At 59.0% G+C, this 23,366-nt stretch carries 18 protein-coding genes and 1 pseudogene; 11 read left to right on the top strand and 8 right to left on the bottom strand.

All coding sequences use genetic code 11. The features are described 5' to 3' along the window. The first annotated feature begins 5 nt into the window (after positions 1–5). From ACI2KS_RS04220 to ACI2KS_RS04185, 8 genes and pseudogenes are all read left to right on the top strand, one after another. Complete coding sequence (locus tag ACI2KS_RS04220; RefSeq protein ID WP_404617506.1) at positions 6–1,007, top strand: substrate-binding domain-containing protein; 1,002 nt, start codon at positions 6–8, stop codon at positions 1,005–1,007. 61 nt (positions 1,008–1,068) lie between these two features. Continuing rightward, a complete protein-coding gene (locus tag ACI2KS_RS04215) occupies positions 1,069–1,827 on the top strand; it encodes an SDR family oxidoreductase (protein ID WP_404617504.1) in 759 nt (252 codons plus the stop codon). A gap of 39 nt (positions 1,828–1,866) precedes the next feature. Beyond that, positions 1,867–3,000: an alcohol dehydrogenase catalytic domain-containing protein gene (locus tag ACI2KS_RS04210; protein WP_404617502.1), complete on the top strand. Its 1,134-nt coding sequence runs from the start codon at positions 1,867–1,869 to the stop codon at positions 2,998–3,000. Positions 3,001–3,044: 44 nt separating this feature from the next. Next, complete coding sequence (locus tag ACI2KS_RS04205; RefSeq protein WP_404617500.1) at positions 3,045–4,046, top strand: dihydroxyacetone kinase subunit DhaK; 1,002 nt, start codon at positions 3,045–3,047, stop codon at positions 4,044–4,046. Positions 4,047–4,049: 3 nt separating this feature from the next. After that, positions 4,050–4,697 carry a dihydroxyacetone kinase subunit DhaL gene (gene dhaL, locus ACI2KS_RS04200; protein ID WP_404617498.1) on the top strand — a complete coding sequence of 216 codons (648 nt, stop codon included), beginning with the start codon at positions 4,050–4,052 and terminating at the stop codon, positions 4,695–4,697. Between the two features lie 270 nt (positions 4,698–4,967). After that, positions 4,968–5,312: pseudogene (locus ACI2KS_RS04195) on the top strand (YXWGXW repeat-containing protein). A gap of 165 nt (positions 5,313–5,477) precedes the next feature. Beyond that, a complete protein-coding gene (locus ACI2KS_RS04190; RefSeq protein WP_404617496.1) occupies positions 5,478–9,836 on the top strand; it encodes an RHS repeat-associated core domain-containing protein in 4,359 nt (1,452 codons plus the stop codon). After that, on the top strand, positions 9,837–10,187 hold the full coding sequence (locus ACI2KS_RS04185; RefSeq protein ID WP_404617494.1) for a hypothetical protein: 351 nt from the start codon (positions 9,837–9,839) through the stop codon (positions 10,185–10,187). 498 nt (positions 10,188–10,685) lie between these two features. Here the strand turns inward: ACI2KS_RS04185 and ACI2KS_RS04180 are convergent, their stop codons facing one another. Continuing rightward, on the bottom strand, positions 10,686–11,174 hold the full coding sequence (locus tag ACI2KS_RS04180; RefSeq protein WP_404617492.1) for a phosphate-starvation-inducible protein PsiE: 489 nt from the start codon (positions 11,172–11,174) through the stop codon (positions 10,686–10,688). Positions 11,175–11,430: 256 nt separating this feature from the next. Between ACI2KS_RS04180 and ACI2KS_RS04175 the strand changes: the two genes are divergently transcribed. Continuing rightward, positions 11,431–11,694 (top strand): YebG family protein, encoded by a 264-nt coding sequence (locus ACI2KS_RS04175; RefSeq protein WP_404617490.1) that lies wholly within the window; start codon positions 11,431–11,433, stop codon positions 11,692–11,694. An 88-nt stretch (positions 11,695–11,782) separates the two neighbouring features. On the opposite strand, the gene ACI2KS_RS04170 is transcribed toward ACI2KS_RS04175, so the two are convergent. From ACI2KS_RS04170 to ACI2KS_RS04155, 4 genes are all read right to left on the bottom strand, one after another. Further along, complete coding sequence (locus tag ACI2KS_RS04170; protein WP_404617488.1) at positions 11,783–12,889, bottom strand: dihydrolipoamide acetyltransferase family protein; 1,107 nt, start codon at positions 12,887–12,889, stop codon at positions 11,783–11,785. Positions 12,890–12,907: 18 nt separating this feature from the next. Further along, entirely contained in the window at positions 12,908–13,909 is a 1,002-nt protein-coding gene (locus tag ACI2KS_RS04165; RefSeq protein ID WP_404617486.1) for an alpha-ketoacid dehydrogenase subunit beta, read from the bottom strand. Beyond that, a complete protein-coding gene (gene pdhA, locus ACI2KS_RS04160) occupies positions 13,899–14,999 on the bottom strand; it encodes a pyruvate dehydrogenase (acetyl-transferring) E1 component subunit alpha (protein ID WP_404617484.1) in 1,101 nt (366 codons plus the stop codon). Before pdhA ends, ACI2KS_RS04165 begins: the two co-directional genes overlap by 11 nt. A 90-nt stretch (positions 15,000–15,089) precedes the next feature. Next, entirely contained in the window at positions 15,090–16,112 is a 1,023-nt protein-coding gene (locus ACI2KS_RS04155; protein ID WP_404617482.1) for a Glu/Leu/Phe/Val dehydrogenase dimerization domain-containing protein, read from the bottom strand. Positions 16,113–16,317: 205 nt separating this feature from the next. Between ACI2KS_RS04155 and ACI2KS_RS04150 the strand changes: the two genes are divergently transcribed. After that, positions 16,318–17,121: a SirB1 family protein gene (locus ACI2KS_RS04150; protein ID WP_404617480.1), complete on the top strand. Its 804-nt coding sequence runs from the start codon at positions 16,318–16,320 to the stop codon at positions 17,119–17,121. Here ACI2KS_RS04150 and ACI2KS_RS04145 read toward each other — a convergent pair. Next, complete coding sequence (locus ACI2KS_RS04145; RefSeq protein WP_404617478.1) at positions 17,118–20,327, bottom strand: dermonecrotic toxin domain-containing protein; 3,210 nt, start codon at positions 20,325–20,327, stop codon at positions 17,118–17,120. The two genes, ACI2KS_RS04150 and ACI2KS_RS04145, sit on opposite strands and share 4 nt — an antisense overlap. Positions 20,328–21,189: 862 nt before the next feature. Between ACI2KS_RS04145 and ACI2KS_RS04140 the strand changes: the two genes are divergently transcribed. Then, entirely contained in the window at positions 21,190–21,588 is a 399-nt protein-coding gene (locus ACI2KS_RS04140; protein WP_404617476.1) for a hypothetical protein, read from the top strand. Positions 21,589–21,646: 58 nt separating this feature from the next. Here the strand turns inward: ACI2KS_RS04140 and ACI2KS_RS04135 are convergent, their stop codons facing one another. Both ACI2KS_RS04135 and ACI2KS_RS04130 read right to left on the bottom strand, forming a co-directional pair. Then, entirely contained in the window at positions 21,647–22,171 is a 525-nt protein-coding gene (locus ACI2KS_RS04135) for a hypothetical protein (protein WP_404617474.1), read from the bottom strand. Positions 22,172–22,362: 191 nt separating this feature from the next. Then, positions 22,363–23,271, bottom strand: coding sequence for an SDR family oxidoreductase (locus tag ACI2KS_RS04130; RefSeq protein WP_404617472.1), 909 nt, complete (start codon positions 23,269–23,271; stop codon positions 22,363–22,365). Between the last annotated feature and the right edge of the window lie 95 nt (positions 23,272–23,366).

The raw sequence follows: 23,366 nt of genomic DNA, 5'->3' as shown, positions 1-23,366 counted from the left end.
CTTTCATGAAAGCAGGCAAGACATTAATCGCAGTCCTGGCACTTTCCGCCCTCGCCAGCGGCATCGCCCAGGCCCAGACCTACAAGATCGGTGCCGCCGTCTATGGCCTCAAGGGCCAGTTCATGCAGAACTGGGTGCGCGAAATCAAGGAGCACCCGGCGGTCAAGGACGGCACCGTGCAAATCACCGTATTCGACGGTAACTACGATGCCCTGACCCAGAACAACCAGATCGAAACCATGGTCACCCAGCACTACGACGCGATCATTTTCGTGCCGATCGACACCAAGGCCGGCGTCGGCGCCGTGGCCCGCGCCGAAGAAGCAGGGGTGCCGGTGATCGCCTCCAACACCAAGGTCGCTGGTGACAAGGTGCCTTATGTCGGCAACGACGATGTGGAAGGCGGTCGCCTGCAAGCCCAGGCAATGGTCGACAAGATCGGCGGCAAGGGCAACGTGGTGATCATTCAGGGCCCGATCGGCCAGTCGGCACAGATCGATCGCGAAAAAGGCGAGATGGAAATCCTCAAGAAAAACCCCAACATCAAAGTCATCGAGATGAAGACCGCCAACTGGTCGCGCGCTGAATCCCTGACCCTGACCGAGGACTGGCTGAATGCGCATCCGAACGGCGGAATTTCGGGAATAATCGCGCAAAACGACGACATGGCGCTGGGCGCATTGCAGGCCGTGAAATCCCATGGCCTGTCGCCCAAAGACGTGCCGATCACCTCCATCGACGGCATGCCCGACGCCATTCAGGCGGCGAAAAAAGGCGAAGTCACCACCTTTCTTCAGGACGCTCAGGCGCAGTCCCAGGGCGCCCTCGATGTGGCCCTGAAAAAACTCATCGGCGCTGATTACAAACCGCGGTCGGTGATCTGGGAGCGTTACGCCAAAGACGTGAAATGGGCCGACGGCAAGGATCAGCTGTACATCCTGCCCTGGGTTCCAGTGGTGCATAGCAACGCTGACGCGCTGTACCAGCAAGTCACCGCCGCCAAGTAACGCCTTCGAGCATTAGCAATGTGCGCGGGCCGTTATGGCCCGCCATTCCAGGAGCCAAGTCATGTCCGGATTCATCAACCGCGCCTTCGATTTCAAGGGACGCTGCGCCGTGATCACCGGCGGCGGTGCCGGGATCGGCCTGGCGTGCGCCACTCTGCTCGCCGAATGCGGCGCACGAGTGGTGCTGCTCGACCGCGACCCCGCCGTGGAAGGCGTCGCAGCAAGCCTTGGCAGCGAACACCTCGGTGTGGTCGCTGACTTGCGCCAGCTTGACCAGATACAACGCGCCATCGACAGCGTCGCGACCCGCTTTGGTCGCATCGATTTTTTGATCAACAGTGCCGGTGTGGTGTTTCTCGACAAAGCCCTTGATGTGACCGAAGACGCCTGGGACACCACGCTGGATATCAATCTGAAGGCGAGCTTCTTCGTGGCCCAGGCCTGCGCCCGGCACATGATCGACCAGGGCAAGGGACGCATCGTCAACCTGGCCTCGCAAGCTGCCGTGGTGGGCCTGGACCAGCACGTTGCCTACTGCGCGAGCAAGGCCGCTGTGGTCGGCATGACCCGGGTGCTGGCCATGGAATGGGCACCCCACGGCATCACCGTCAACGCCATATCGCCGACCATCGTCGAAACCGCGCTGGGCCGCAAAGCCTGGGCCGGCGAGCGCGGTGAACTGGCCAAAAAACAGATTCCCGTGGGCCGCTTCGCGCAGCCCGAAGAAGTCGCCGCACTGGCTCTTTACCTGCTCAGCGACGCCGCACAGATGGTCACCGGCGAGAACGTGGTGATCGACGGCGGCTACAGCATTCAGTGAGTCGCCTCTCCATTTACGCCCTTTCAATGAGGTTTGTTTATGTCCGCCGTGATTGAACGCAGCCCCGCCAGCAATACCTCCAGTGACCACCTCAACCCGGTGATCCCGGCCACCATGCAGGCTGTGGTCTGCTACGGGCCTGAAGACTACCGCCTGGAACAAGTCGCCGTGCCGACGCCGGGCCCAGACGAAATCCTGACCAAGGTCGAGCTGTGCGGCATCTGCATGGGCGACATCAAGACCTACCGAGGCGCCCCCTCCTTCTGGGGCGACGACGAGCAGCCGCGCTACGTGAAACCGCCAATGATCCCCGGCCATGAATTCGTCTGCCGGGTGGTGGCGTTGGGACCGGGCGCCGAGAAGCGCGGGGTCAAGGTCGGTGATCGGGTGATTTCCGAGCAGATCGTGCCATGCTGGGGATGTCGCTTCTGCAACCACGGTCAGTACTGGATGTGCCAGAAACACGATCTCTATGGCTTTCAGAACAACGTCCAGGGCGCGATGGCGCAGTACATGATCTTCACCAAAGAAGGCATCGTGCACCAGGTACCGGACGATATCGCGCCGGACGAAGCGATCCTCATCGAGCCACTGGCCTGCTCGCTGCACGCCGCTGACCGTGCTGATGTCGGGCTGGACGACATTGTCGTGGTCGCTGGCGCCGGCACATTGGGCCTTGGCATCATCGGCGCGGTGCGTCTGCGTAATCCCAAACGCCTGATCGTGCTCGACATGAAGCCCGAGCGCGCCGAACTGGCCCTGCGCATGGGCGCTGACGAGGTGTGGAATCCGGCGCAGGAAAATGTCCTGCAAAAAATCCGCGACATCACCGAAGGCTATGGCTGCGACATCTATATAGAAGCCACCGGGCATCACAAGGCGGTCAATCAGGGACTGGCGATGCTGCGCAAACTGGGGCGCTTCGTCGAGTTCAGCGTGTTCAACGACGAAGCCACCGTGGATTGGTCGATCATCGGCGATCGCAAGGAGCTGGACGTGCTCGGTTCGCACTTGGGCCCGTACATGTATCCGCGGGCCATCGACTTCATCGGCAATCGCAAGATTGACATGCGCGATGTGGTCACGCACAAATTCGCACTGGCCGATTTCAAAGAAGCATTCGCAGTCATGGAGCGCGGAGACCGTTCCTTGAAAGTGGTGCTTGAGCCTTAATTGTTACGCCGACTGAACAAGAAAAAGAACAAGGAAAACGGGTCATGAATCGAGTCATTAATGATGCGGATCTGGTGGTCGAGGACATGCTGCGCGGCATCCTCCTCGCCCACCCGCAATTGCGTCAGCACGAAACCAATCCACGGGTCATCAGCAAGGCCAAGGCGTCGAATGCCGGACAGGTCGGCATCGTCACCGGCGGCGGCTCGGGGCATGAGCCGGCGTTTCTGGGCTACGTCGGACCGGGCCTGGTGGACGCAGTGGCGGTGGGTGAAATCTTTTCCTCGCCTACTGCCAAAAGCTTTTTCGACGCCTTCCGCGCTGCCGACCAGAGCGCTGGCATTGCCTGTCTCTACGGCAACTACGCCGGCGATAACATGAACGTGAAGCTGGCGATGAAGATGGCCGCCAGCAAAGACCTCGAAGTGCGCACCGTGGTCGCCAACGATGACGTGGCATCCGCGCCGCGCGAGGACATCGGCAAACGCCGCGGCGTGGCCGGTGAGATCTTCATGTGGAAGATTGGCGGTGCCGCCGCGGCCAAAGGTTATGACCTGAGCGGTGTGATCCGTGTCGCGCAGAAGGCCGTGGATCACTGCCGTTCCATCGGCGTGGGCCTGACGCCCTGCACCATTGCCGCAGTCGGTAAACCGAACTTCCAGATTCCCGACGGACAAATGGAGCTGGGCATCGGTCACCACGGTGAGCCGGGTATCGAGGTGGTACCCATCGAACCTGCCGCGGCAATGGCCGAGCGGATGCTCAAGCCAATCCTCGCCGACCGTGATTTCACCCAGGACGAGAGCGTCGTGGTGCTGGTTTCGGGCCTGGGCGCCACACCTGTGATGGAGCTGTACATTTTCTACGCCGAGGTCGAGCGACTGCTGACCGACAAAGGCCTGAAGGTCCATCGCTGCTATGTCGGCAACTACTTCACGTCGCTGGAAATGATGGGGGTGACCCTGACCCTGCTGGGACTGGATGACGAACTGAAAACCTTGATCGATCAACCCTGCCAGTCCATCGGCATGACCCAGACGGAGTGAACCATGAACCAGCATTTTTCCAGCGCTGACGGCAGCGCCATCGTCGGTGATCTGGTCAGCGTGATCGTCGCCAACCGCGAATACCTCAGCGAAGTGGACGGCGCCATCGGTGACGGCGACCACGGTATCAACATGGCCAAGGGGTTCGCGCATTGCGGCCGGACCATCGAAGGCCGCCAACTGAGCCTGGCCGAAGCACTGGATGAATTGACCCTGAGCTTGATGGAAGGCATTGGCGGCTCGATGGGGCCGCTTTACGGCAGTCTGTTCATCGGCATGGCCAACGAGGTGCGCGACACTCAAACCATAGACGCCGCGCAGTTCGCCCGCCTGCTGCGTGGCGGGCTGACCTCGCTGCAGGACATTACCGAAGCCGGCGTCGGCGACAAATGCCTGATGGACACGCTGATTCCCGCCGTCGAGGCCGCCGAAAAAGCCAGCCGTGAAGGGGTGTCATTCGATGAGCTGCTGATGCAGGTCAAGGCCGCCGCATCCCAAGGCCGGGACTCGACTCGGGATCTGGTGGCAAAGATCGGTCGAGCCAGCCGCCTGGGCGAACGTTCGGTTGGCGTGCTGGATGCCGGTGCGGTGTCATGCTGTCTGATCCTCACGCGACTCGCCGATTCCGTGGAACCGCGCCTGCAACGCTGAATGCATCTGTTCACCTCGGCGGTTACCCGCTTTGCCGGCGGCAGCGAGTTCACCAACGTCCCCGTCGGCAAGGCACTGCTACCCATTCATCTGTCCGGTCCGTGCCCACGAGGATGGTTGCGGACCAGACCGGCGATCACCTCAAGCCGACGACGCCCCGGCGGTTCAGCCCGCAGACAGAAACGACCTGTTACAACAAACCTCTAGCAAGCGGATCACCCGGTTATTCGAACCGGTGATGACAGGTTTTCAAATGTCCGAGGTGACGACATGTCTTTACGTTACATCGCGCTGACAGGCGCGCTGCTGATGGCTACCGGCTGTGTCCAGGAAAGGGTGGTGCATGAGCGTCGCGTCGTCGAACGTCCCGGCCCGCGCGCCGAATACGTCGAAGTCGTCGCCCCGCAGGCGCCGCCCGAACGCATCATCGAGGAAGAACCGGCGCCGCGTCCCGGCTACGTCTAGGCCCGTGGCTACTGGCACTGGAACGGCAATCGCTATGTCCCTGTTCATGGTCACTGGGAAGCCCTGCGGCCGGGTTATCGCTATCAGCATCCTTACTGGGAAAGCCGCGGCGATGGCTGGCACTACCACGTTGGCGTTTGGGTGAACTGATCGCCTGCACGTCAGGCGTTTCAACCTCTTATTTAGGACGCTTGACCCGAGACTTGTAGTCCCCTTCTGAAAAGCGCGCAGTCCGCGCTTTTTGTGTTTCCGCGCTCAGACAGCACTGCGCAAAGCCCTTAGATTCCAGCGCTTTCTCAGCGCGGATTACACGCAATGTCTGACGCCCTCTGGGCCGCCCGCCAGGGTGACGCCCTTGCCCACAGCTCGATGATGGCCGATGTCCTCGGTGGCGTACTGGAAGTCGCCGCCGGGGTCATCGTGGGCGGGCTCGTGGGAGCTGCTGTCATTGGCGCAGCCGGCCTTACCGTCGCCACCGGCGGGCTTGGCGCCTGCGTGCTGGGCGCCGTGGTGGGCGTGGCGGTAGGTGCGGGCATGAGTCTCAGCGGCGCTGATGCCGGCATCAGTCAGTTCTGTGAAAGCCTGGCCACCGCGGTGTTTGCGCCGACCGTGCACGCGCACATCAGCAGCGGCTCCTCCAACGTCTTCATCAACGGCCTGCCGGCGGCGCGTGCGGCGGGTGCAATGTCGGCGACCGCTGGCGATTTGCCCGAGCAGCCCGCTCCTGAATCCACCTTCCTTGACATGGCCAAGGGCTTTTTCTCCCAGCTGTGGCGGCCCACGGTCGCGACGCCAGCGCCGTTTACCTTGCCCAGGCAAATGGATCAGGTGACGTGTAGCCGACACGCGCCGATGCCGGTGCAATACATCGCCGAAGGCTCGGACCGGGTATTCATCAACGGCCAACCGGCGGTGCGCAGCGGCGATCGCAGCACCTGCGATGCAACGGTGGTGTCATCGGGTTTGATCTCGGCCAACGTGCGTATCGGCGGCGACAAGCTGGTAGTGCGCGAGATTCGCAGCGGCAAGACGCCGGGCGTGGGGTTGGCAGTGTCCGCGCTGATGTTGCTCAAGGGCGGTGCTGGCAAGTTCGTCAGCAACCTGCCCTGCATGCTGGTCGGTGGCGCCAGTGCCTACGTCAGCGGTCAGGCGACTGGTGCTCTGACCCGGGCGATTTCCGGTTCGCCCAACCCGGTGCACGCGGCAACGGGCGCCAAGGTCCTGGGTGGCGTTGCAGAGCTGGATTTCGTCCTGCCGGGCATCCTGCCCATCGACTGGCAACGCTTTTACAACAGCCGCGATGAACGGCACGACGGCCTGTTTGGCGCAGGCTGGAGCGTGGCGTATGAAGTTTGCGTGGTTATCGAGCCCCATCCCGAGGGCGGCGAACGGCTGATCTACACCGACGAGCAGGCGCGGCGCATCGACATGGGTTCGATCCCGTTGGGCAGTGCGCTGTTCAGCGCAGGCGAAGGGCTGGCGGTGCGGCGTCATGGCAACGGTCAGCTGTTGATCGAGAGCGAGGACGGGGTTTATCGGCTATTCGAGCCGGTTTCCGGCGACCCGGCGTCTCTGCGCCTGATGCAGCTGGGCGACCGCAACGACAACCGGATCTACCTCGATTACGACGACGAGGGGCGATTGCTTCAGCTGCGCGATACCTCCCAGTGGCTGCGGGTGGTGCTGACGTATTCGTTGTCGTGGCCGCGCCGGGTAGAACGTATCGAGCGCCTGTTTGCCGATGAGAAGCGCGAAGTCCTGGCGAGCTATGCCTACGACGCCTGCGGTGACTTGGCCCAGGTTCGCGATGCGCTGGGCCAGGTGCAACGACGTTTTGCCTATGACAGTGGTCAACGCATGGTCGAGCATCAACTGCCCACCGGCCTGCGCTGTTTCTACGACTGGGCGCTGGTCGAACGCCGCGAATGGCGCGTGGTCCGCCACTGGACCGATGACGGCGAAGAGTACCGTTTCGACTACGACCTGAATGCGCGCAGCACACAGATCACCGATGGCCTGAACCGCGTCAGCCAGCGACGCTGGAACGCCCAGCAGCAGATTACCGAATACACCGATAACCTGGGTCAGACCTGGCAGTTCTCCTGGAACGAGGAGCGCCAGCTGCTCGGCGCGCTCGATCCGCAAGGCGGGCGATGGCAGTACAGCTACGACGAGGCGGGCAATCTGAGCGTGACCGAGGATCCGTTGGGGCGTACGGATTCGACGCTATGGCTGGCGCACTGGTCGCTGCCACGGGTGGAGACCGATGCGGCAGGCAACAGCTGGCATTACCGCTACGACCCTCGCGGCAACCGCACTCATGCCCTCGACCCTTTGGGCCATGTCACCCGCTATCGGCACGACGAGCGTGGGCAGGTGATCGAGATTATCGACGCCACCGGCAAAAGCAGGAGACAGCACTGGAATGACGCCGGTCAGCTGACCGAGCACATCGACTGTTCAGGCTATCGGACCCGATTCAGCTACGACCGGCGCGGTCATCTGCACAGCGTCACCGACGCCCTCGGCGAGCGCACGCTTTATCAACACGACGTCCAGGGTCGCCTGCTGCAAAGCCAGCTGCCCGATGGTCGCATCGAACGTTACCTGCGCGATTCGGGCGGTTTGCTCACGGGCTATACCGACCCGGCGGGTTACACCACGACCTACCAATACGATCGACGCGGCCAGGTGCGACAGCGCCTTGATGCGCATCAGCGACAGGTGCAGTTCAGCTACGACGCCTACGGTCGGCTGCAGGCGCTGACCAACGAGAATGGCGAAAGCTATTGCTTTGCCTGGGATGCCGGTGACCGCCTCATCGCCCAGCAGGATCTGGATGGCAGCCAGTGGCGCTATGGCTATGACGTGCTGGGTAATCCGCTTCATGTCGAGCAATTGCCCTCCCCGCAGGATCCTGAGCAAGCTTGGGAGTCAATCGCGCATTCGCTCGAACGCGATGCAATGGGCCGCCTCATCGCCAAGACCAGCGCCGACGGGCGCACCGAATATCGCTACGACGCGCTCGACCAACTCACCGAAGTCGCTTTCACGGACCTCAAGGGCGAGCAACAGAGCGTCGGGTTGACCTATGACGCCCTGGGCCAGCTGACCGCCGAACATACCGCCTCCGGCACCTTGCAACATCACTACGATGAACTCGGCCATCTGATCCAGACCCGACTGCCCGACGGCCGCTGGCTCAACCGCCTGCACTACGGCAGCGGCCATCTGCACCAGATCAACCTCGACGGCCAGGTGATCAGCGATTTGGAACGCGATCAATTGCACCGCGAAGTGCTGCGCAGCCAAGGCCAGATCAGCACCCGCAGCCAGTACGACCGCAGTGGCCGGCTGCACACACGATCGCGCCGGCTTACCCAGCAGCCGCCACACCTGCCGGCCCAAAGCAGCAAAGCGTACGACTACGACCCGTCCGACAACCTGATCAGTCGCTTCAGTCGTAACGGCTCACGTGAAGCGCGATCCCTGCTCCACTACGATGCCACCGCCCGCATCGTCGCCAACCAGGACTCCCTACAAGGCCACCCCGAAACCTTTACCTACGACGCCGCCGCCAACCTGCTGGACAGCTCGCAAACCGGGGCGGGGCGGGTCCGCCATAACCGACTGCTGACCTACCAGGACAAGCGTTATCGCTACGACGCCTTCGGCCGAATGAGCGAAAAACGCAGCGCCCGCCACGGCACCCAGCAATTTGCCTACAACGCTGAAAGCCGCCTGATTGCAGTGCACAACGCCAACGGCAACGTGGTGCGCATGACCTACGACCCACTGGGACGGCGCATCGGCAAAACCGAACACAGTGCGCAAGGTTTACTCCTCGGCGAAACCCGCTTCACCTGGGACGGCCTGCGCCTCTTGCAGGAACAGCGCAGTTCACAAACCAGCCTTTACCTCTACGCCGACGGCCACGAACCCCTCGCCCGCGTCGATGGCAGCGGCGACTTTCAACACATCCGCTACTACCACAACGACCTCAACGGCCTGCCCGAACAACTCACCGACCCCGACGGCCAACCGGTCTGGCAGGCACGCTACCAGGTGTGGGGCAACACCCTCGAGGAGCACCGCAAACCGCATTTCATCGAAGAACAAAACCTCAGATTTCAAGGCCAATACCTTGATCGCGAGACCGGACTGCACTACAACACCTTCAGGTTCTACGACCCGGATGTAGGACGGTTTACTACACCGGATCCGATCGGGTTGGCGGGCGGGCTGAATTTATATCAGTACGCGGTGAATCCGGTTGGGTGGGTAGATCCGTGGGGTTGGGCGCCAGTAAGCCCGAAAACCGTCTTGTATTCTCAGGACGACATAAATCCGGTTTTTGAGGATGGCCGAAATGTGAATGGTCTCAAACACAAACTTGTGAACAACCCCGAATATATAAACCAAGTAGAGCCGATCAGGAAAGTCAGGATGAGTCAACTTCCAAGAGAGACGCAGGAGCGATTGATCACTCAAGGTGCTCATAAACACTCTGTTTTCAGCCTCGACAACCGAAGACTTTACGTCGCAAAACAATCCGGCATATCGGAAATCCCTTCACGCTGGGCGACTCGGGCAGAACTTGACGGCATAAACCTAGATCGAAGATTCTCTACAAAAAATGGTGGGAAATCGATAAAAGTAAGAGGCTGCGCTTAAATGAACACTACCCCAGTCAATACTCCGTATGGAATTATTTATGGCAGAAACGCCTTGATCATGCGGAGTTATGAAATTGTTCTCAGCCCATTTTCAATCAGGATTAAATGTTCGCTTTCGCTAGCAGCATGCAAACCTGAAATATTGAATGTCCAAAGCATAGAAATAACGCTGGCTTTCACAGAACTTAAGAACCTCTGCATTTATAAGATTGATGAGTATCCGGAAGAAAAATACACTTCATCAAGCTTTGACAAGGTAACTAACAACAAAACAAACGACCGCTATATCCTGTCTACCTACGATCACGTATTTGATCTGACGGGAAAGTTAGAAAGCTTTTGTTCTTGAGTAAAATTTGACAAAGTCACCTTCATCGCCATGGCCCGAATGAGATTCGGACCATGGCTTGTCCCGTGATCCACCGGGTCCCGGCAGCAAAGTCTGAGCGCCCTTCTCCCTGGCTCACCTAGCTCCCCGGATTCGCTGCCGCTGCGCGTAGATCAATCAAGGCCCGCGACAATAATCTGTGTATGTCGAACCTGCTAACACCTAACCCAAAAAATATTGCTCGTCACTACTATGACAATGTGGATGACGAGGCGGAAATTGACCCAATTGCTACGCTGTCGAAACAACAAGAGTCATTGACGAAAATAACATTGTGTATAAATCAGCCAGCATTCGAGAGATCATTTCTGAGCCTTTGGATGATGAACGTCGAGCAGATCCTTTGGACGATATAGAGCGGAAGCTGGAAACCGTAAGCTATTGGCGAAAAACCTGCAGACTGATGAAGCTAATGCCAAACGCAGCCCATCTCTCTGGATGAGCCGCATCAACTCAACATCAAACCTCCCCCTTCTCCTCAATCACCGCCCCTTTGGTCTTGCCATGGGGATCGGGCACTTTGGCGGAAGGAAATTGCGAGGATGCGTATCTGACCACCAGGATCGCAAAAGCCAGCAGCAAAATTGCACCGCTGAGGTACACGACGCCCAGGTCTGGTGGCGCGTGGTGCGAAACGTCGGAAATGAGCAGCCGCGTCAGTGCGGTGATCGCCACGTAGATGAGAAAGCGCACCGGCATGTGGTTGGTCTTGAAGTAGATCCCCACCATCGCGCCCAATTCCAGGTAGATGAACAGCAGCAGGATGTCATCGACGGCGATGTGGCCTTTGTCGAGCATTCCCAGGAAGGCCATGACGGCAGCCCATGCGGTGACCGCCCCGATGGCAAACAACGCCATGTAATGGAAGGCCTCGACGAACAGATTGCCCAGCGACTCGGCACAGCTGTGCAAGGACTGACGGAGGGACTCGGCCCAATTGATTTTCACGATGAACTTCCTTGAATGACTCGAAAACGGATGATGCCGCGCGCGCGTGACACTTTTGCTTGCGTGATTAGCCAAGCATTTAAAGGGCCATTAGCTATGGTTGAGAACGTGACCGGTTGTCGCAAGGCACATGCGCGGCGGTAAAAAGCGTGTGAATTGCCACTACCCAAGCAGCATCGATTCCCTTATGCTGCGCACTGTATAAAAACACAGTACTCGATAAAGATAACTATCGTGAAGGCATATGAGGTGGTAAATGGCCGTCGAAGTGGTATACCGCAGCAGCCGAGATCTGGAGCGCTTGTTCATGGATAAAGCCGAAGCTGACCGTCATGACAAGATGCTCGAACTCGCCGAGCTGTTGTCCAGCGTATTGAGCAAGGCCGTGCCCTCCTTGTCTGAAGCACAGGTTGAGGAAGCTGGCATCTTCATGGCGAAGAACCGCGACGTCTTCGCTCGCGCGTTCAAGAATCAGCCTGATGCCTTGAACGAACTATTGAGTGATGCGGCGGAGCAGTGACATCGCTGTAGCGGCCTGGTCAGGCAGCGGTCTTCAGATCGCTGCCGCCGGCAAGCCGTACTGCTCCAGGAGGGCTGCAGCCTCAGCACTATTCTGGCTGTTCCAGTTCCTGGACCAACGCCTTGAAGAACCGCGCTGCCTCGCCTCCGGTGACCGCACGGTGGTCAAATGTCAGTGACAACGGCAGGATGGGGTGAACCACCACTTGCCCGTCGACGGCCACGGGCTCCTCGCGAATGCCCCCGGCGCCGATGATTGCGACTTGCGGCGGCACCACGACAGGGCTTGCGTATCGGCCGAACAGCGTGCCGAAATTGGACAGTGTGAGGGTCGCGCCCATCATTTCCCGTGGCGGTATCGAGCGAGCCTTGACGTCTGCACGCAAGCGATTCATGCCTTCTTTCAGATCGGCAGATTGACGATTGCCGACATCGCGCAGCACGGGCACAAACAGACCATCTGGCGTGTCCACCGCGATACCCAGATCAAGATTGTCATGCTGCCTGATCGATAGCGACTTACCGTCGAACCAGCTGTTGAGCACGGGCTCGGCCTTGCATGCCGCTGCCATGGCTTTACCGATGCGGATCAGCGGGTCGCGCGCCGAGCCCCAACGATGCAGGTCGGCGTCACCGAAAATCGTTACCGGCACCACTTCGGCGTGGGACTTGGCCATGTTCAGTGCCATGCTGCGGCGAACACCACGCAGTTTTTCCCCGCCGAACCTGTCTCGTTCAGCCTGGGCCGCAGCCTCGACATCAGTGCGAGTGATCAGACCATCGCTACCGGAGCCGGTCAGGGCGCTCAAGTCCACCGCCAATTGCCGCGCCAATTGTCGAACCGCAGGGGTTGCGCGAGTCGACATGTGTTCGCGGGTCGAGGGTGCAGCGCCGACGAAAAACTGATCATCCTGACTGCTGCCGCCGCCTTCGAGACGACCGACCACAGTGCCTGCATCGCCCTCGCCTTCGAACGCCATCAAGGGCTCCCCGACATGCAGAATGTCACCGTCGCCGCCATACACTTTCGCGACCACGCCATCATAGGGCGCGGGAATATCGACAATGGCTTTGGCGGTTTCCACCGAGACCACAAGCTGGTCAGCCTTGACCGTGTCCCCGGCCTTCACATGCCACTCGACGATTTCCGCTTCCTGCAAACCTTCGCCCAGATCGGGCAATTTGAAATATTTCATCGCAAGCCTCCTCGGCCGTCAGGCGAAATTCAGGGCGCTGTCACACGCGTGCAGGATGTCTTCGATGCTGGGAATGTACAGCTGCTCCAGGCGGTAGAGCGGTGGCGGAATGTCCGGCGCGGTCACGCGCTGGATCGGCGCCTGCAGATCAAGAAACACACGTTCGTACAGACTGGCGGCGATTTCCCCGCCCAGCCCGCCGGACCGCGGCGCCTCATGAATGATCACGCAACGCCCGGTCTTGCGCACTGAAGCCTCAAGCGTGTCGAGGTCCAGCGGTTTGACGCAGGCGACATCAATCACCTCCGCCGACACGCCCTGCCCGGCCAGCACGCTCGCAGCCTGCAGGGTTTCGTGGACGCTGGCGCCCCAGGTGATCAGCGTGATATCGCCGCCCTCGCGCAGGGTGAAGCAGGTATCCAGCGGCAGGCGTTTGCCGTCATCAATCAACGGTTGCGGATTCATCCGGTAAAGCCTGGTCGGCTCCAGAAAGATCACCGGATCCGGGTCGTCGATGGCCGCCAGCAGCAACCCATATGCTCGCGCAGGCGAGGAAGGAATCACCACGCGCAATCCTGGTATGTGGGCGAATATCGCCTCGGTGCTTTCGCTGTGATGCTCCGGGGCACGAATGCCGGCGCCCATGGGCGAGCGCATGACCATCGGGCAGCTCAGCCGCCCGCGCGTGCGGTTGCGCATGCGTGCGGCGTGGGAAACCAGATGTTCCATGGCGGCATAGATAAACCCCATGAACTGGATTTCCACCACAGGCTTGAGCCCTTGTGCGGCCATTCCGACCGCCAGCCCACCGAGCATGGTTTCCGCCAGCGGCGAGTCGATCACGCGCTTGAAACCAAAGGTGTCGCGCAAGCCCTGGGTCGCACGAAACACCCCGCCGTTGACCCCTACGTCCTCACCCAGCACTACAACGTTCTCGTCTTCGCTCATGGCCCGGTGCATCGCCAGGTTGACCGCTTCGAGCAGGCTGACTTTCTTGTCCACGGACGGATCATTCAACATGGTCGGCCCCTCCATTACGACGCGCCACGCGCTCAAGGAACCACTCTCGCTGATCGGCGAGGGCCGCAGGCCACTTCGCGTAAACGTGATCGAGCACCGATTCCGGGGGCTGATTGCCTGCGCGTTCGAAGTTATCCACAGACTGCTGAACAAGGCCCTGACACTCAGCAATCAGCGCCTGTTCGCGCGTTTCATCCCACACCCCCTGACTGGCCATGAACGATTGCAGGCGCTTGATCGGCTCTTCCAGCCAGGCCTGTTTCACCTCTTCGGCGGCGCGGTAACGGGTGGCGTCGTCGGCGGTAGTGTGATCGCCCAGCCGGTAGCTCAGGCACTCGAGTAACACCGGCCCTTTACCATTGCGCGCACGCTCCAGCGCGATCTGCATGCGGTCGTAAACGGCGAGCATGTCATTGCCGTCGACCTGCTCCCCATGAAAGCCCGCGCCGATAGCCTTTTGCGCCAGAGTCGGTGCGCCGCACTGGATGCGCCGCGGCACGGAAATCGCCCACTGATTGTTGTTGATCACGAACACCACTGGCAGCTGCCAGGCGCCTGCCACGTTCAGCGCTTCGAGAAAATCGCCCTTGCTGGTGGCGCCATCGCCGCAGGTGGTGACGGCAACGCGATGCTCACCACGAATCTTGAATGCGCTGGCCACGCCACAGGCATGCAGCGCTTGCGTGGCAATCGGTACACACAGCGCAAAGTCCTGGGCCACGGCAGGCTCGGCGTAGTCGCTGCCGCGTTCGTCGCCGCCCCAGTAGAGCAGAATCTCCTCCATGCGTACGCCGCGCATCAGCTGCACAGCGGTATCCCGGTAATAGGGGATCAGCACGTCTTCGGGGTGCATCAGGCTGCCGATGGCAACGCCCATAGCTTCCTGACCCAGGGTTGGCGCGTACGTGCCGATGCGGCCGGTGCGCTGGAGGGCGACAGCCTTCTGGTCGAAGAGCCGGGTCAGGACCATTTGCCGATAGAGACGGGTGAGCAGATTGAAGTCATCGGCCCAGGGTGGGAGTTGTCCGGTCAATCGACCGTCAGGGGACAGATAACGGGTATAGGCAAGATCGATCTTGTTATGAGGCATTGCACACTCCTGACACGCGTCAGTCACGCGTGATGGTCAGGGCTCGCCACTCGTGATCGCGAGCCTTGTTTGAACAGTGCCGGTAAGGCGCTATTCAAGGTTCAACAGGCGTTCTGCCAGTGCATCGGCTACCCGCGCGGGTGAGCGCTTCTCGGCCTGGGCATGGGCAAATACTTCAGTCAGCCGGGTTCCTATCTGCGACAGATGAGCAGTAATGGTGTTCTGGTTTTCTCCCTGATGTTGCAGCGCGACGTAGATCAAACCACCGGAGTTGATCACGTAGTCGGGGGCGTAGAGGATGCCGCGGGCTTCGAGCTGATCGGCAATGGCCGGACAGCTCAGTTGATTGTTGGCACCACCGGCCACGGCGGCGCAACGCAACTTGGTCACGCTGTGACTGTTGAGCACGCCCCCCAGCCCGCACGGCGCAAGGATGTCGCACGGCGTGCTGAGCAACGCTTCGCTGGAAATCGGCTTGGCGCCCATTTGCTCCATAGCCAGCTGCACCTTGCCGCTGTCCAGATCAGCCACCAGCAGCTCGGCGCCGGCGGCGTGCAGCTGCTCGGCGAGGGCATAACCCACATGCCCCAATCCCTGGATCGCCACCCGCAACCCTTCCAGATTGTCGCTGCCAAGACGCGCCATGGCCGTCGTACGGATGCCGGCATAGAGCCCCATGGCGGTGTAGGCCGAGGGGTCGCCCGATTCGGTGGTGCTGGTCACGTGCTGGGTGTATTGGGCGATGCAGTCCATGTCTTCACTGGACGTGCCACTGTCCATGGCCGTGATGTAACGGCCATCCAGGGTCTGTATGAAGCGCCCGAACGCCTCGAACAGCGCCGCGCGATCAGGCACGTGGGCAGGACGGAGGATGACCGCCGTCCCTCCACCCAGAGACAAGCCAGCCAGGACAGCCTTGTAGCTCATGTTTCTGGCCAATTGAATGGCATCTTCAATTGCGCTCTCTTCATTTGGATATGAGAGATAGCGACAACCGCCAAGAGCAGGGCCCTTGCGGCTGCTATGAATCGCGACCACAGCTTTCAGACAAGTGTGTGCATCGACAATCATATGCAGCGATTGAACACGTGAGCTTTGCATGAGAGCGAACATAGGCAGTGCTCCCTTTTTTTGTATTGCGAGTATAGGCGCTGGCGGAAAAAACGGAGGTTCTGTAGGACATATCTGGACAAGATGTCAGTTGATTCTTTAAAGGGCGCACTGCCGAGCAATCGGCACTGGACGAACTCCGTCGCCGGGGCTACAACGGAGCATCCCGGGACAGGGTTGCGCATGCCTGATCCATTTGGAGAAGTCGATGAATCCACGCCAACAATGCCTGGACTGTCTGCAACGCACGCCCTCTGCAATGTTCGAGGCAGCGCTGTGGATATCTGTCGAGCACGACGCCCTGGCCGAGCCACTCCAGAGCCTTGAGCTGATCGAGCAACTGCAGCGCCGAATCAGCGCTGCGCTGCCCATGCTTCCAGCGGCCGAACTTGCTCAACCGCTGTTGCGACAGATGGCGACGATCGGCTTCCAACAGGATGACGTCGCCCAGCCCAAACCTCAGGTGGCACTGCTGCATAAGGTGGTCGAACGCCGTCGTGGCCAGCCTTTGGGATTGGCAATGATCGCCCTGGAGCTTGCCCGACGCATGGAGATCCCGCTGGAGGGCGTGAATTTTCCGGGGCATTTCCTGCTGCGAGTGCCCGGTGCCGATCACACGCTCGATCCTTGCGACGGACGCAGGCTGTACCCCAAGGATTGCCGCGAACTCTTGTTGCGCCAATTCGGGCCAAACATGCCGCTCAAGGCTGAACACATGCAAACGGCGACGCCACAGGCCATGCTCCAGCGGCTGTCGCGCAACCTGCGTCATTTGCATCAGATCAACGACGATCTGCTCGCCTCGCTCAAGGATGCCAATCGTGTTCTGGAATTGGGACAGGCCAACACCAGCGACTACCTCGCTCGTGCCAGCCTGTATCAGACCCTCGAATGCCCACAGGCCGAACGTCACGACCTGGAGCATGCGTTGCTGCTCAGTGATGATCCGGTGCAGCGGATCAGGTTGACTCAGCGACTGGTACAGCTTCCGTCAGGAAAGGCTGTGCACTAGACGACCTCTCGCACAATGCGCCCCAGTTCAAGCTTGCTGGCCGCCCAGCCCGCGGCATGAGAGACGCCTCCTTTCAGTACGGTAGACGTTCCTTGAATAAGCGCCCGCGCCGTATCCCCGCTTGACACAACCCCCAAAACCCCGAAGATCAGCAGTGGCAAGGCCGTAGCGCGGTCACCGGCGGCATATGCATCGATGCCCCGTGAAAGCGTGACAGTGGTGGTCAACAGGCCCCAGCTGAAACTCAAGTTAGGGAAAGGCAACAGCAGAATGGTCCCGGACCATTGGATGATGGTCCAGGCCAGGGCAAGACGTTTCTCTGCGGTAGTTTGAACTTCGGCATCGGCGTTGGCGATCATTCGCTCGATCATATCGACGTACAGTTGCTGAGCGCTTCTAATCCGATTTTCGGCATTGATAACGTTCGCGTGGTGCTTCTTGCTGCGATCGAACTCTTCAAGGAAATCACGGTACCAATGTTGACCCGAGTAGGAGATACGACTGCTGAAGTAACTGCGCATGTCGCCAGATCCCAACAGGTCGGCATAGTGGGTCAGCGCCCTGAAGGCAATACCGTCCGGCGAGTCCGGGGTATAGAGCAGCTTGTAATCGGGATCATCTACCGTGGAGTCTTCAAATATATACACGCCTTCAACCAGCACCCCCTGGATCCTGAAGTAGGCAACGCTGCTCTCGCCGTCGGCCGCGGACACTTGCGCTTCAGGGCCCAGAGTATCGATGGTGCGGGTCAACCAGGCGTGCTGACGCTCATCCAGACGGCCGTTGATAAACGCCTTGAGCGCAGCACGCTGCATATCGTACTGGATCCGCTTCCCCATCACGGCTTTGCGGCGCAAATAGTCACGGCTAGAACGACTGAGATACGAGCGCGACAGATCTTTCATGTAATCAGCGGCCAAATCGGCCTCGCGGATTTGTATGTCCATGAACTGGATAAGGCCTTGAGGCAGTGTCCTCACGTTCAGGCCCGTCGAGGAATATAAATGGATATCAGGCTTGTAACTGAGGATATCCACAGCGCCTTGCAGCATGAGTTCAGTGAAGGTTTTCAGATCCGAATGTTCGCTGAAGTCGGGGCTCGCCAAACGATCGGAATCCAGGCCCACATACAAGGTGTCAGGATCGATTTCACGGGTGTAGCCCTGGCTGCGCAGGAAGTTGTTGAGCAATTTTTTCGTATGCTGGTGGACGTATTCCCTGAGCGAGACCAGCCCTGGGCTCAGTCGGGCAAACTCGGCATTGAGCGCGGTAATGCGTGCCTCAACAAGGGCCAGGTTCGAGGGACGTATCCGTGAACGTTGATCGATGGCCTGCGTTGCCGCGGTCGTCATGGCATCTATCGTTCGTGCCGTTTTCTGCCGCACCAGGTCAGAAAGATTGGTCTCGAAGTTTTCGCCTGTACAGCGCACGAACACACAACTGTCCTCTCCCCACTCCGTCGGCTTGAGTTCAACATGACTCAGCACCGCATTGACCCCGCCTCCCGCGCGGCTGGCCAATTGATCGCGGACGTAGGAGCGACCTGCCTCAAGAGCAAGCCATTCCCCCACCCTGATGCACAGCTGTCGCCACGAACCAAACTCGAAGAAATCCTGGCCGCCCGGAGCCCCCGGCGCATACAGCACAAAATGCTCGTCGGAATCGATTTTTTCCGAAAAGACAATCAGGTCCCTGAAGCGTGTCTCTGGCTGCTTCAGATACAGACTGCCGATTGCAAAGTCCGAGCCCTGCTTGCTGGTGTCGCCGCGGATCAAATGAAGCAGGTCATGGCTGCGGGGCTGAACCATATGGCCTTGCATGGACGCGGCCCAGGCACCCAATTCAATCGCGCTGTCGCGATGATGGGTCATCGCCCGCAGCGTGGTTTCGTCCGCGTAACAGCGTCGAAGTTTATCCTCATAACGAAAGTGCAGGTTCAGGTCGTTGATCATGGTCATGACGAATCGATCGGAGAACTCGGCATGAAGATCGTTGGGTGCCGGCGAGATAAGTATTTCACCCTCCGGCAAGCCCTGGATGGCGAACTCCAGCAGCGATTTCTGATAACGCATTTGCAGCTCTTCACCGGCGCCCAGTTCGATTGCGTCCTGCAACGTGATCTGAACTTTATCCGGATCGATGAAGCAACCCAGGTGCTGGCGCACGTAAGTACTGATTTCGTCACGGGCAAAATTTTCCAGCGAAGAAACGCCCTCCAGCAAACCTTCGAGCGTCTGTTTGCTTTGGTGATAAAGACTCTCGAGTTTATCCAAGTGATCTTTTTGCCCCTGGTCGCCGTACTTACGCCAGTCGGGTTGAACGATTTCACCCATCTCGACTGCCAGGGAGTTGAAGCGGCGGCCCATGGCGTCGTCCAGATGACCGCACACCCGCACACGGTCCAGCTCGGAATGAAACAATTCGGTATCAGCGTTCTCCCCGATACCTTGTAGGAGGAATTTCAAATCCTCCAATTGCTTGTGTTGCAGGGAACGCACATGTGCGCTCAGCAACGGGCCGCTCAGCGATTCGAATACCCAGGCGCCCGGCTCGACCACTTCACCAGCCTCCAGTCGGGCCTGATCGGACAACAACAGGGAGTCGCGCAGACACTCTTCGGCGTGTATATCGGCCAGACGTTCGCTCAACAGTTCACGCACAAGTGCGACCGATTCAATATGCTCGATCCCGCGACCAGGCCTGACCAGGTACACAGCGCCAGAAGGCTGGTCGCCACCTCCGGGCATTTCGTTGACGACGTAAGCGAACGGCAGGCGAACCGGCATTCCGTCTTTGGCCACCCAGGACAAGGTAAAAACCCCTTCTGGAGCGTTACTGTCGATGACCGTGGACAAGCGGGTCTTGTCATCGGCTGACGCGTCTCGGGAAATTGCGCGCAAGGCGATTTCACTGTGCAGCGCCACGCGGTGCTGCTCGATCAGGATCTGCCTGGCAGAATCGAAATGCCCGGGATTGGCCGGGCTGGCGAGTGTTTTTCGCCAGAACACCTTGAGATGGCCCTGATAGGAACCCGCCAGGATCCGCGCAAAGTCCTCCAGCAACTCCTTGAGTTTCTGATTTTGCACGGCAGTCAGCGCATGTGCCGGGTCAAGAGAATCATGACGGGTATAGAACGCCGCGTCCGCTGCCGTCATGACCGATGCGCCCTGGCGCATGGCGTCTATCAGCACATCGGTCATTGCCATGGAGCCCAGGGTTCCGTCCTTGTGGCGGTAATTGAGAAACAGCGCGTCGGGGTTGGACACGACCAGCCCGACCTCGGTCCGCAGGTCATTGACGCGGCTTCGCAGCAGTTCCAGTGCGAGTTCACGGAGGGTCAGGCTTTGGGTCAGAACCTGCTGGCATCCGGCACAGGCTTCGGTGAGCCCGGCCAGGTGTTGGGTGATGTGGTCGAATCTTTCGGCCGCCGGGGAGGCGGAAACAGGTGACGTATTCATGGGTACAGCTCCAGTTGAATCGCTCATCCCTTTCCGGCATCCAGCCGGGCGGGGTAACAGACGAGCGATGAGATGAGCTGTTATAAAATGCGCTTTTCGTGCTTGCTCTGCGGTATGTATTTATTGCGTGCGGCAACCTGTACGACGTGATCGGTAGGAAAGCGATAACGACACACGGCGAAATCTTCCTGGTATTGTTGCCGCTCTGGTAAAACTGCATGTCGCAAACGGCTATGTTTAAAACCGCCACTATTATTTAGTATTTACTCACTTCGCGGCTGCCCTCGCCGCGAACAGGAAAGTCTTTCGTGATCTGATCCGTAATGTCTATCCGGCTCTTTACCGAGTTTCCGACGTGGATTTTGAAGCTCCTGGATCTGACGTCTTGTTTAGCCGCTGCCCTTGCAGCGGCTTTTTTTTTACCTGTAGATGATGGCGTATTGCAATCAAAGCTTGCACTCTTGTTGGTGACTTCAAAAAATTGATCGGAGGCCTCCTACGCAATTATCAGCCCCGGTCCTACAGATCATATGTTTAAACGTTAGTTATCGGAGCAAAACGGGGTTTACCCGGCGACGATAAATATCGATCTGACTAACGGAGTTTCATCATGAACAAGAAAAATATAGCGGCTGCGCTACTTGCAATAAGCTTGGCATCGCTGACCGGTTCAGCGCTTGCTGAACCCGTGGCGAACAACCTGAACTTTTGCACCAAACGGTCAGGGTCCATTTCTCCGGGCACCGTAGCGCCCCGGCAGGAGAAGGTTATTTATGGACCCTATACCGTGACGTGCGGTACGACCAATCATCATTTCACTGTCAGGGGGGCATCGGGACAGATTCCGGTAAAAGTACAGAAATACGTTAACGGAAACTGGAACTCGGTCACATCACCCACCTACGATCCTTCTGGTCGTTATGGGTCGGGCACATTCAGGCTGGTAATCGACAATCTGCGGAACGAGCGCTCGGCCAGTTATCGGGGTAGCTTCACAGTACCAATGTAATCGTTGAGCCAGGTTCACTTGGGCACCTACATATGCCCAAGTGACAGGTTTTTTCGCACTATACTCGAATATTTACGAGAGACTTCAGTCGCGGGGTTTTAGCACGTTCCTCAAGTGCCATCAGAATAGCGATCGATGCAGTTGTGTCGACCAGAGCACCTTTCGCGTAATCATTGCCTTGGGCAATGTGCTTGCCCAAGAACTCTAAATGTCGCTCCATAAAGGCATATGCATCGACTTGTCGATCCATATTTATTTCATTGCCCTGGCTGTCGAATTGAATATCGATGCTGGACATCGCACCTATGAGGTCACTATCGATTATCCCAAGATCCTCCAAGATAAAACCTATCGACCGCAACTCCTTAGGCGTAGTGTGTCGGGGATCGAATCCCTTCAAATCAATATTCAACCCCTCCAGCTTCTTGACATTCGGCACACTCTGGTCCGCCCAGTACTGCCTGACTTTTTCTTTCACTGCCTCTTCCTGCGGACTCAACCCCGACTTCACATTGAAGCGTTGATCAGGAGGGGCGGCATACACCCTCAGTCGTTCCTGAACCTTGCTCAAATTCCCGATCATATTGCCTCCCAGAGAATGAATTCATCTGCCGGGGTGTCGGGTGTGAACGGACGATGTTGAGGCGAAAACAGTGAAGACGGAATCATTGCCTTATATAGAGACAACTCCTACAACGAGTAAAATAATCCTCTTACAAAAACGGCCAGTTAGGTCGCCCGAACTGGCCGTTCCCAATCAAACCCGAGTATTTATCAGGTCATTTTTTGCAAATTGGCCATCATTTCCTTCAACGCTTCGACGTTGTCCGCCGGATGCGCTGCGTCGCTGAAATCGCCGATAGTGGCCCATTGTGCTGCCACGTCTTCAGGGCTGAACCCGGTGCGCGGGTCAAACCCTGCGCCCAGGCTACGCTCCCAACGTACTTTGCCGATCCAGCCGCCGCCAACTTCATACAGACCCGCGCTGTCCTCGCATTGCTCGCTGCCCAGATACACCACCAAAGGGCTGACCAGCTCAGGCTTGAGCAGTTCGAACACGCTGGCCGGAATCAGGCCTTCGGTCATCCGCGTGCCGCCGGTGGGAGCGATGGCATTGACCAGGATATTGTTCTTGCGCCCCTCGAGCGCCAGCGTGCGAGTCAGACCGTAAAGGCCCAACTTGGCCATACCGTAATTGGACTGTCCGAAGTTGCCGTAGATACCGGACGTCGAAGAGGTGAAGATCACGCGACCATAGTTTTGTTCACGAAGATGCGGCCAGGCGGCGCGAGTGACTTTATAGGCGCCTTCGACATGGACCCGGTAAATCAGATCCCAGTCAGTGTCTTCCATCTTGGCGAAGCTCTTGTCGCGCAGAATGCCGGCGTTGTTGACCACCACGTCGACCCGCCCAAAGACGTCGAGGGCATTTTGAACGATCTTGTCGCCGTCAGTGACCGAGTCGTGATTGGCCACCGCCTGCCCACCCTCCTCGCGGATTTGCGCCACCACTCGGTCCGCCGCTGAAGCATTGGCGCCCTCACCGTGGGCCGAACCACCGAGGTCGTTGACCACTACGCGTGCCCCGTGGCGGGCGAACAGCAACGCGTGCGCACGCCCCAGCCCGCCACCGGCGCCCGTGACGATCACTACTTTATCTTCGAAACGTATCGATTCAGCCATGTCCCTTTCCCCCGATGATGATGCCCGTTCTACACGCTGGCACAGCGGCACATTCTGGCTTGGCAGAAGATTCGAGAACGCGCGAAACAGTCATC

Source organism: Pseudomonas sp. NPDC087358, from assembly GCF_044900785.1.
Taxonomy (GTDB): Bacteria; Pseudomonadota; Gammaproteobacteria; order Pseudomonadales; family Pseudomonadaceae; genus Aquipseudomonas.
The sequence above is the reverse complement of the archived record's forward strand: the minus strand, read 5'-3'. Positions and strand labels throughout refer to the sequence as shown.

Bases quoted from the DNA above. Each gene is read 5' to 3' on its own strand.
- ACI2KS_RS04220 (WP_404617506.1), top strand. From the start codon at position 6: ATGAAAGCAGGCAAGACATTAATCGCAGTCCTGGCACTTTCCGCCCTC.
- ACI2KS_RS04215 (WP_404617504.1), top strand. From the start codon at position 1,069: ATGTCCGGATTCATCAACCGCGCCTTCGATTTCAAGGGACGCTGCGCC.
- ACI2KS_RS04210 (WP_404617502.1), top strand. From the start codon at position 1,867: ATGTCCGCCGTGATTGAACGCAGCCCCGCCAGCAATACCTCCAGTGAC.
- ACI2KS_RS04205 (WP_404617500.1), top strand. From the start codon at position 3,045: ATGAATCGAGTCATTAATGATGCGGATCTGGTGGTCGAGGACATGCTG.
- dhaL (WP_404617498.1), top strand. From the start codon at position 4,050: ATGAACCAGCATTTTTCCAGCGCTGACGGCAGCGCCATCGTCGGTGAT.
- ACI2KS_RS04190 (WP_404617496.1), top strand. From the start codon at position 5,478: ATGTCTGACGCCCTCTGGGCCGCCCGCCAGGGTGACGCCCTTGCCCAC.
- ACI2KS_RS04185 (WP_404617494.1), top strand. From the start codon at position 9,837: ATGAACACTACCCCAGTCAATACTCCGTATGGAATTATTTATGGCAGA.
- ACI2KS_RS04175 (WP_404617490.1), top strand. From the start codon at position 11,431: ATGGCCGTCGAAGTGGTATACCGCAGCAGCCGAGATCTGGAGCGCTTG.
- ACI2KS_RS04170 (WP_404617488.1), bottom strand. From the start codon at position 12,889: ATGAAATATTTCAAATTGCCCGATCTGGGCGAAGGTTTGCAGGAAGCG.
- ACI2KS_RS04165 (WP_404617486.1), bottom strand. From the start codon at position 13,909: ATGTTGAATGATCCGTCCGTGGACAAGAAAGTCAGCCTGCTCGAAGCG.
- pdhA (WP_404617484.1), bottom strand. From the start codon at position 14,999: ATGCCTCATAACAAGATCGATCTTGCCTATACCCGTTATCTGTCCCCT.
- ACI2KS_RS04155 (WP_404617482.1), bottom strand. From the start codon at position 16,112: ATGTTCGCTCTCATGCAAAGCTCACGTGTTCAATCGCTGCATATGATT.
- ACI2KS_RS04150 (WP_404617480.1), top strand. From the start codon at position 16,318: ATGAATCCACGCCAACAATGCCTGGACTGTCTGCAACGCACGCCCTCT.
- ACI2KS_RS04145 (WP_404617478.1), bottom strand. From the start codon at position 20,327: ATGGCAATGACCGATGTGCTGATAGACGCCATGCGCCAGGGCGCATCG.
- ACI2KS_RS04140 (WP_404617476.1), top strand. From the start codon at position 21,190: ATGAACAAGAAAAATATAGCGGCTGCGCTACTTGCAATAAGCTTGGCA.
- ACI2KS_RS04135 (WP_404617474.1), bottom strand. From the start codon at position 22,171: ATGATCGGGAATTTGAGCAAGGTTCAGGAACGACTGAGGGTGTATGCC.
- ACI2KS_RS04130 (WP_404617472.1), bottom strand. From the start codon at position 23,271: ATGGCTGAATCGATACGTTTCGAAGATAAAGTAGTGATCGTCACGGGC.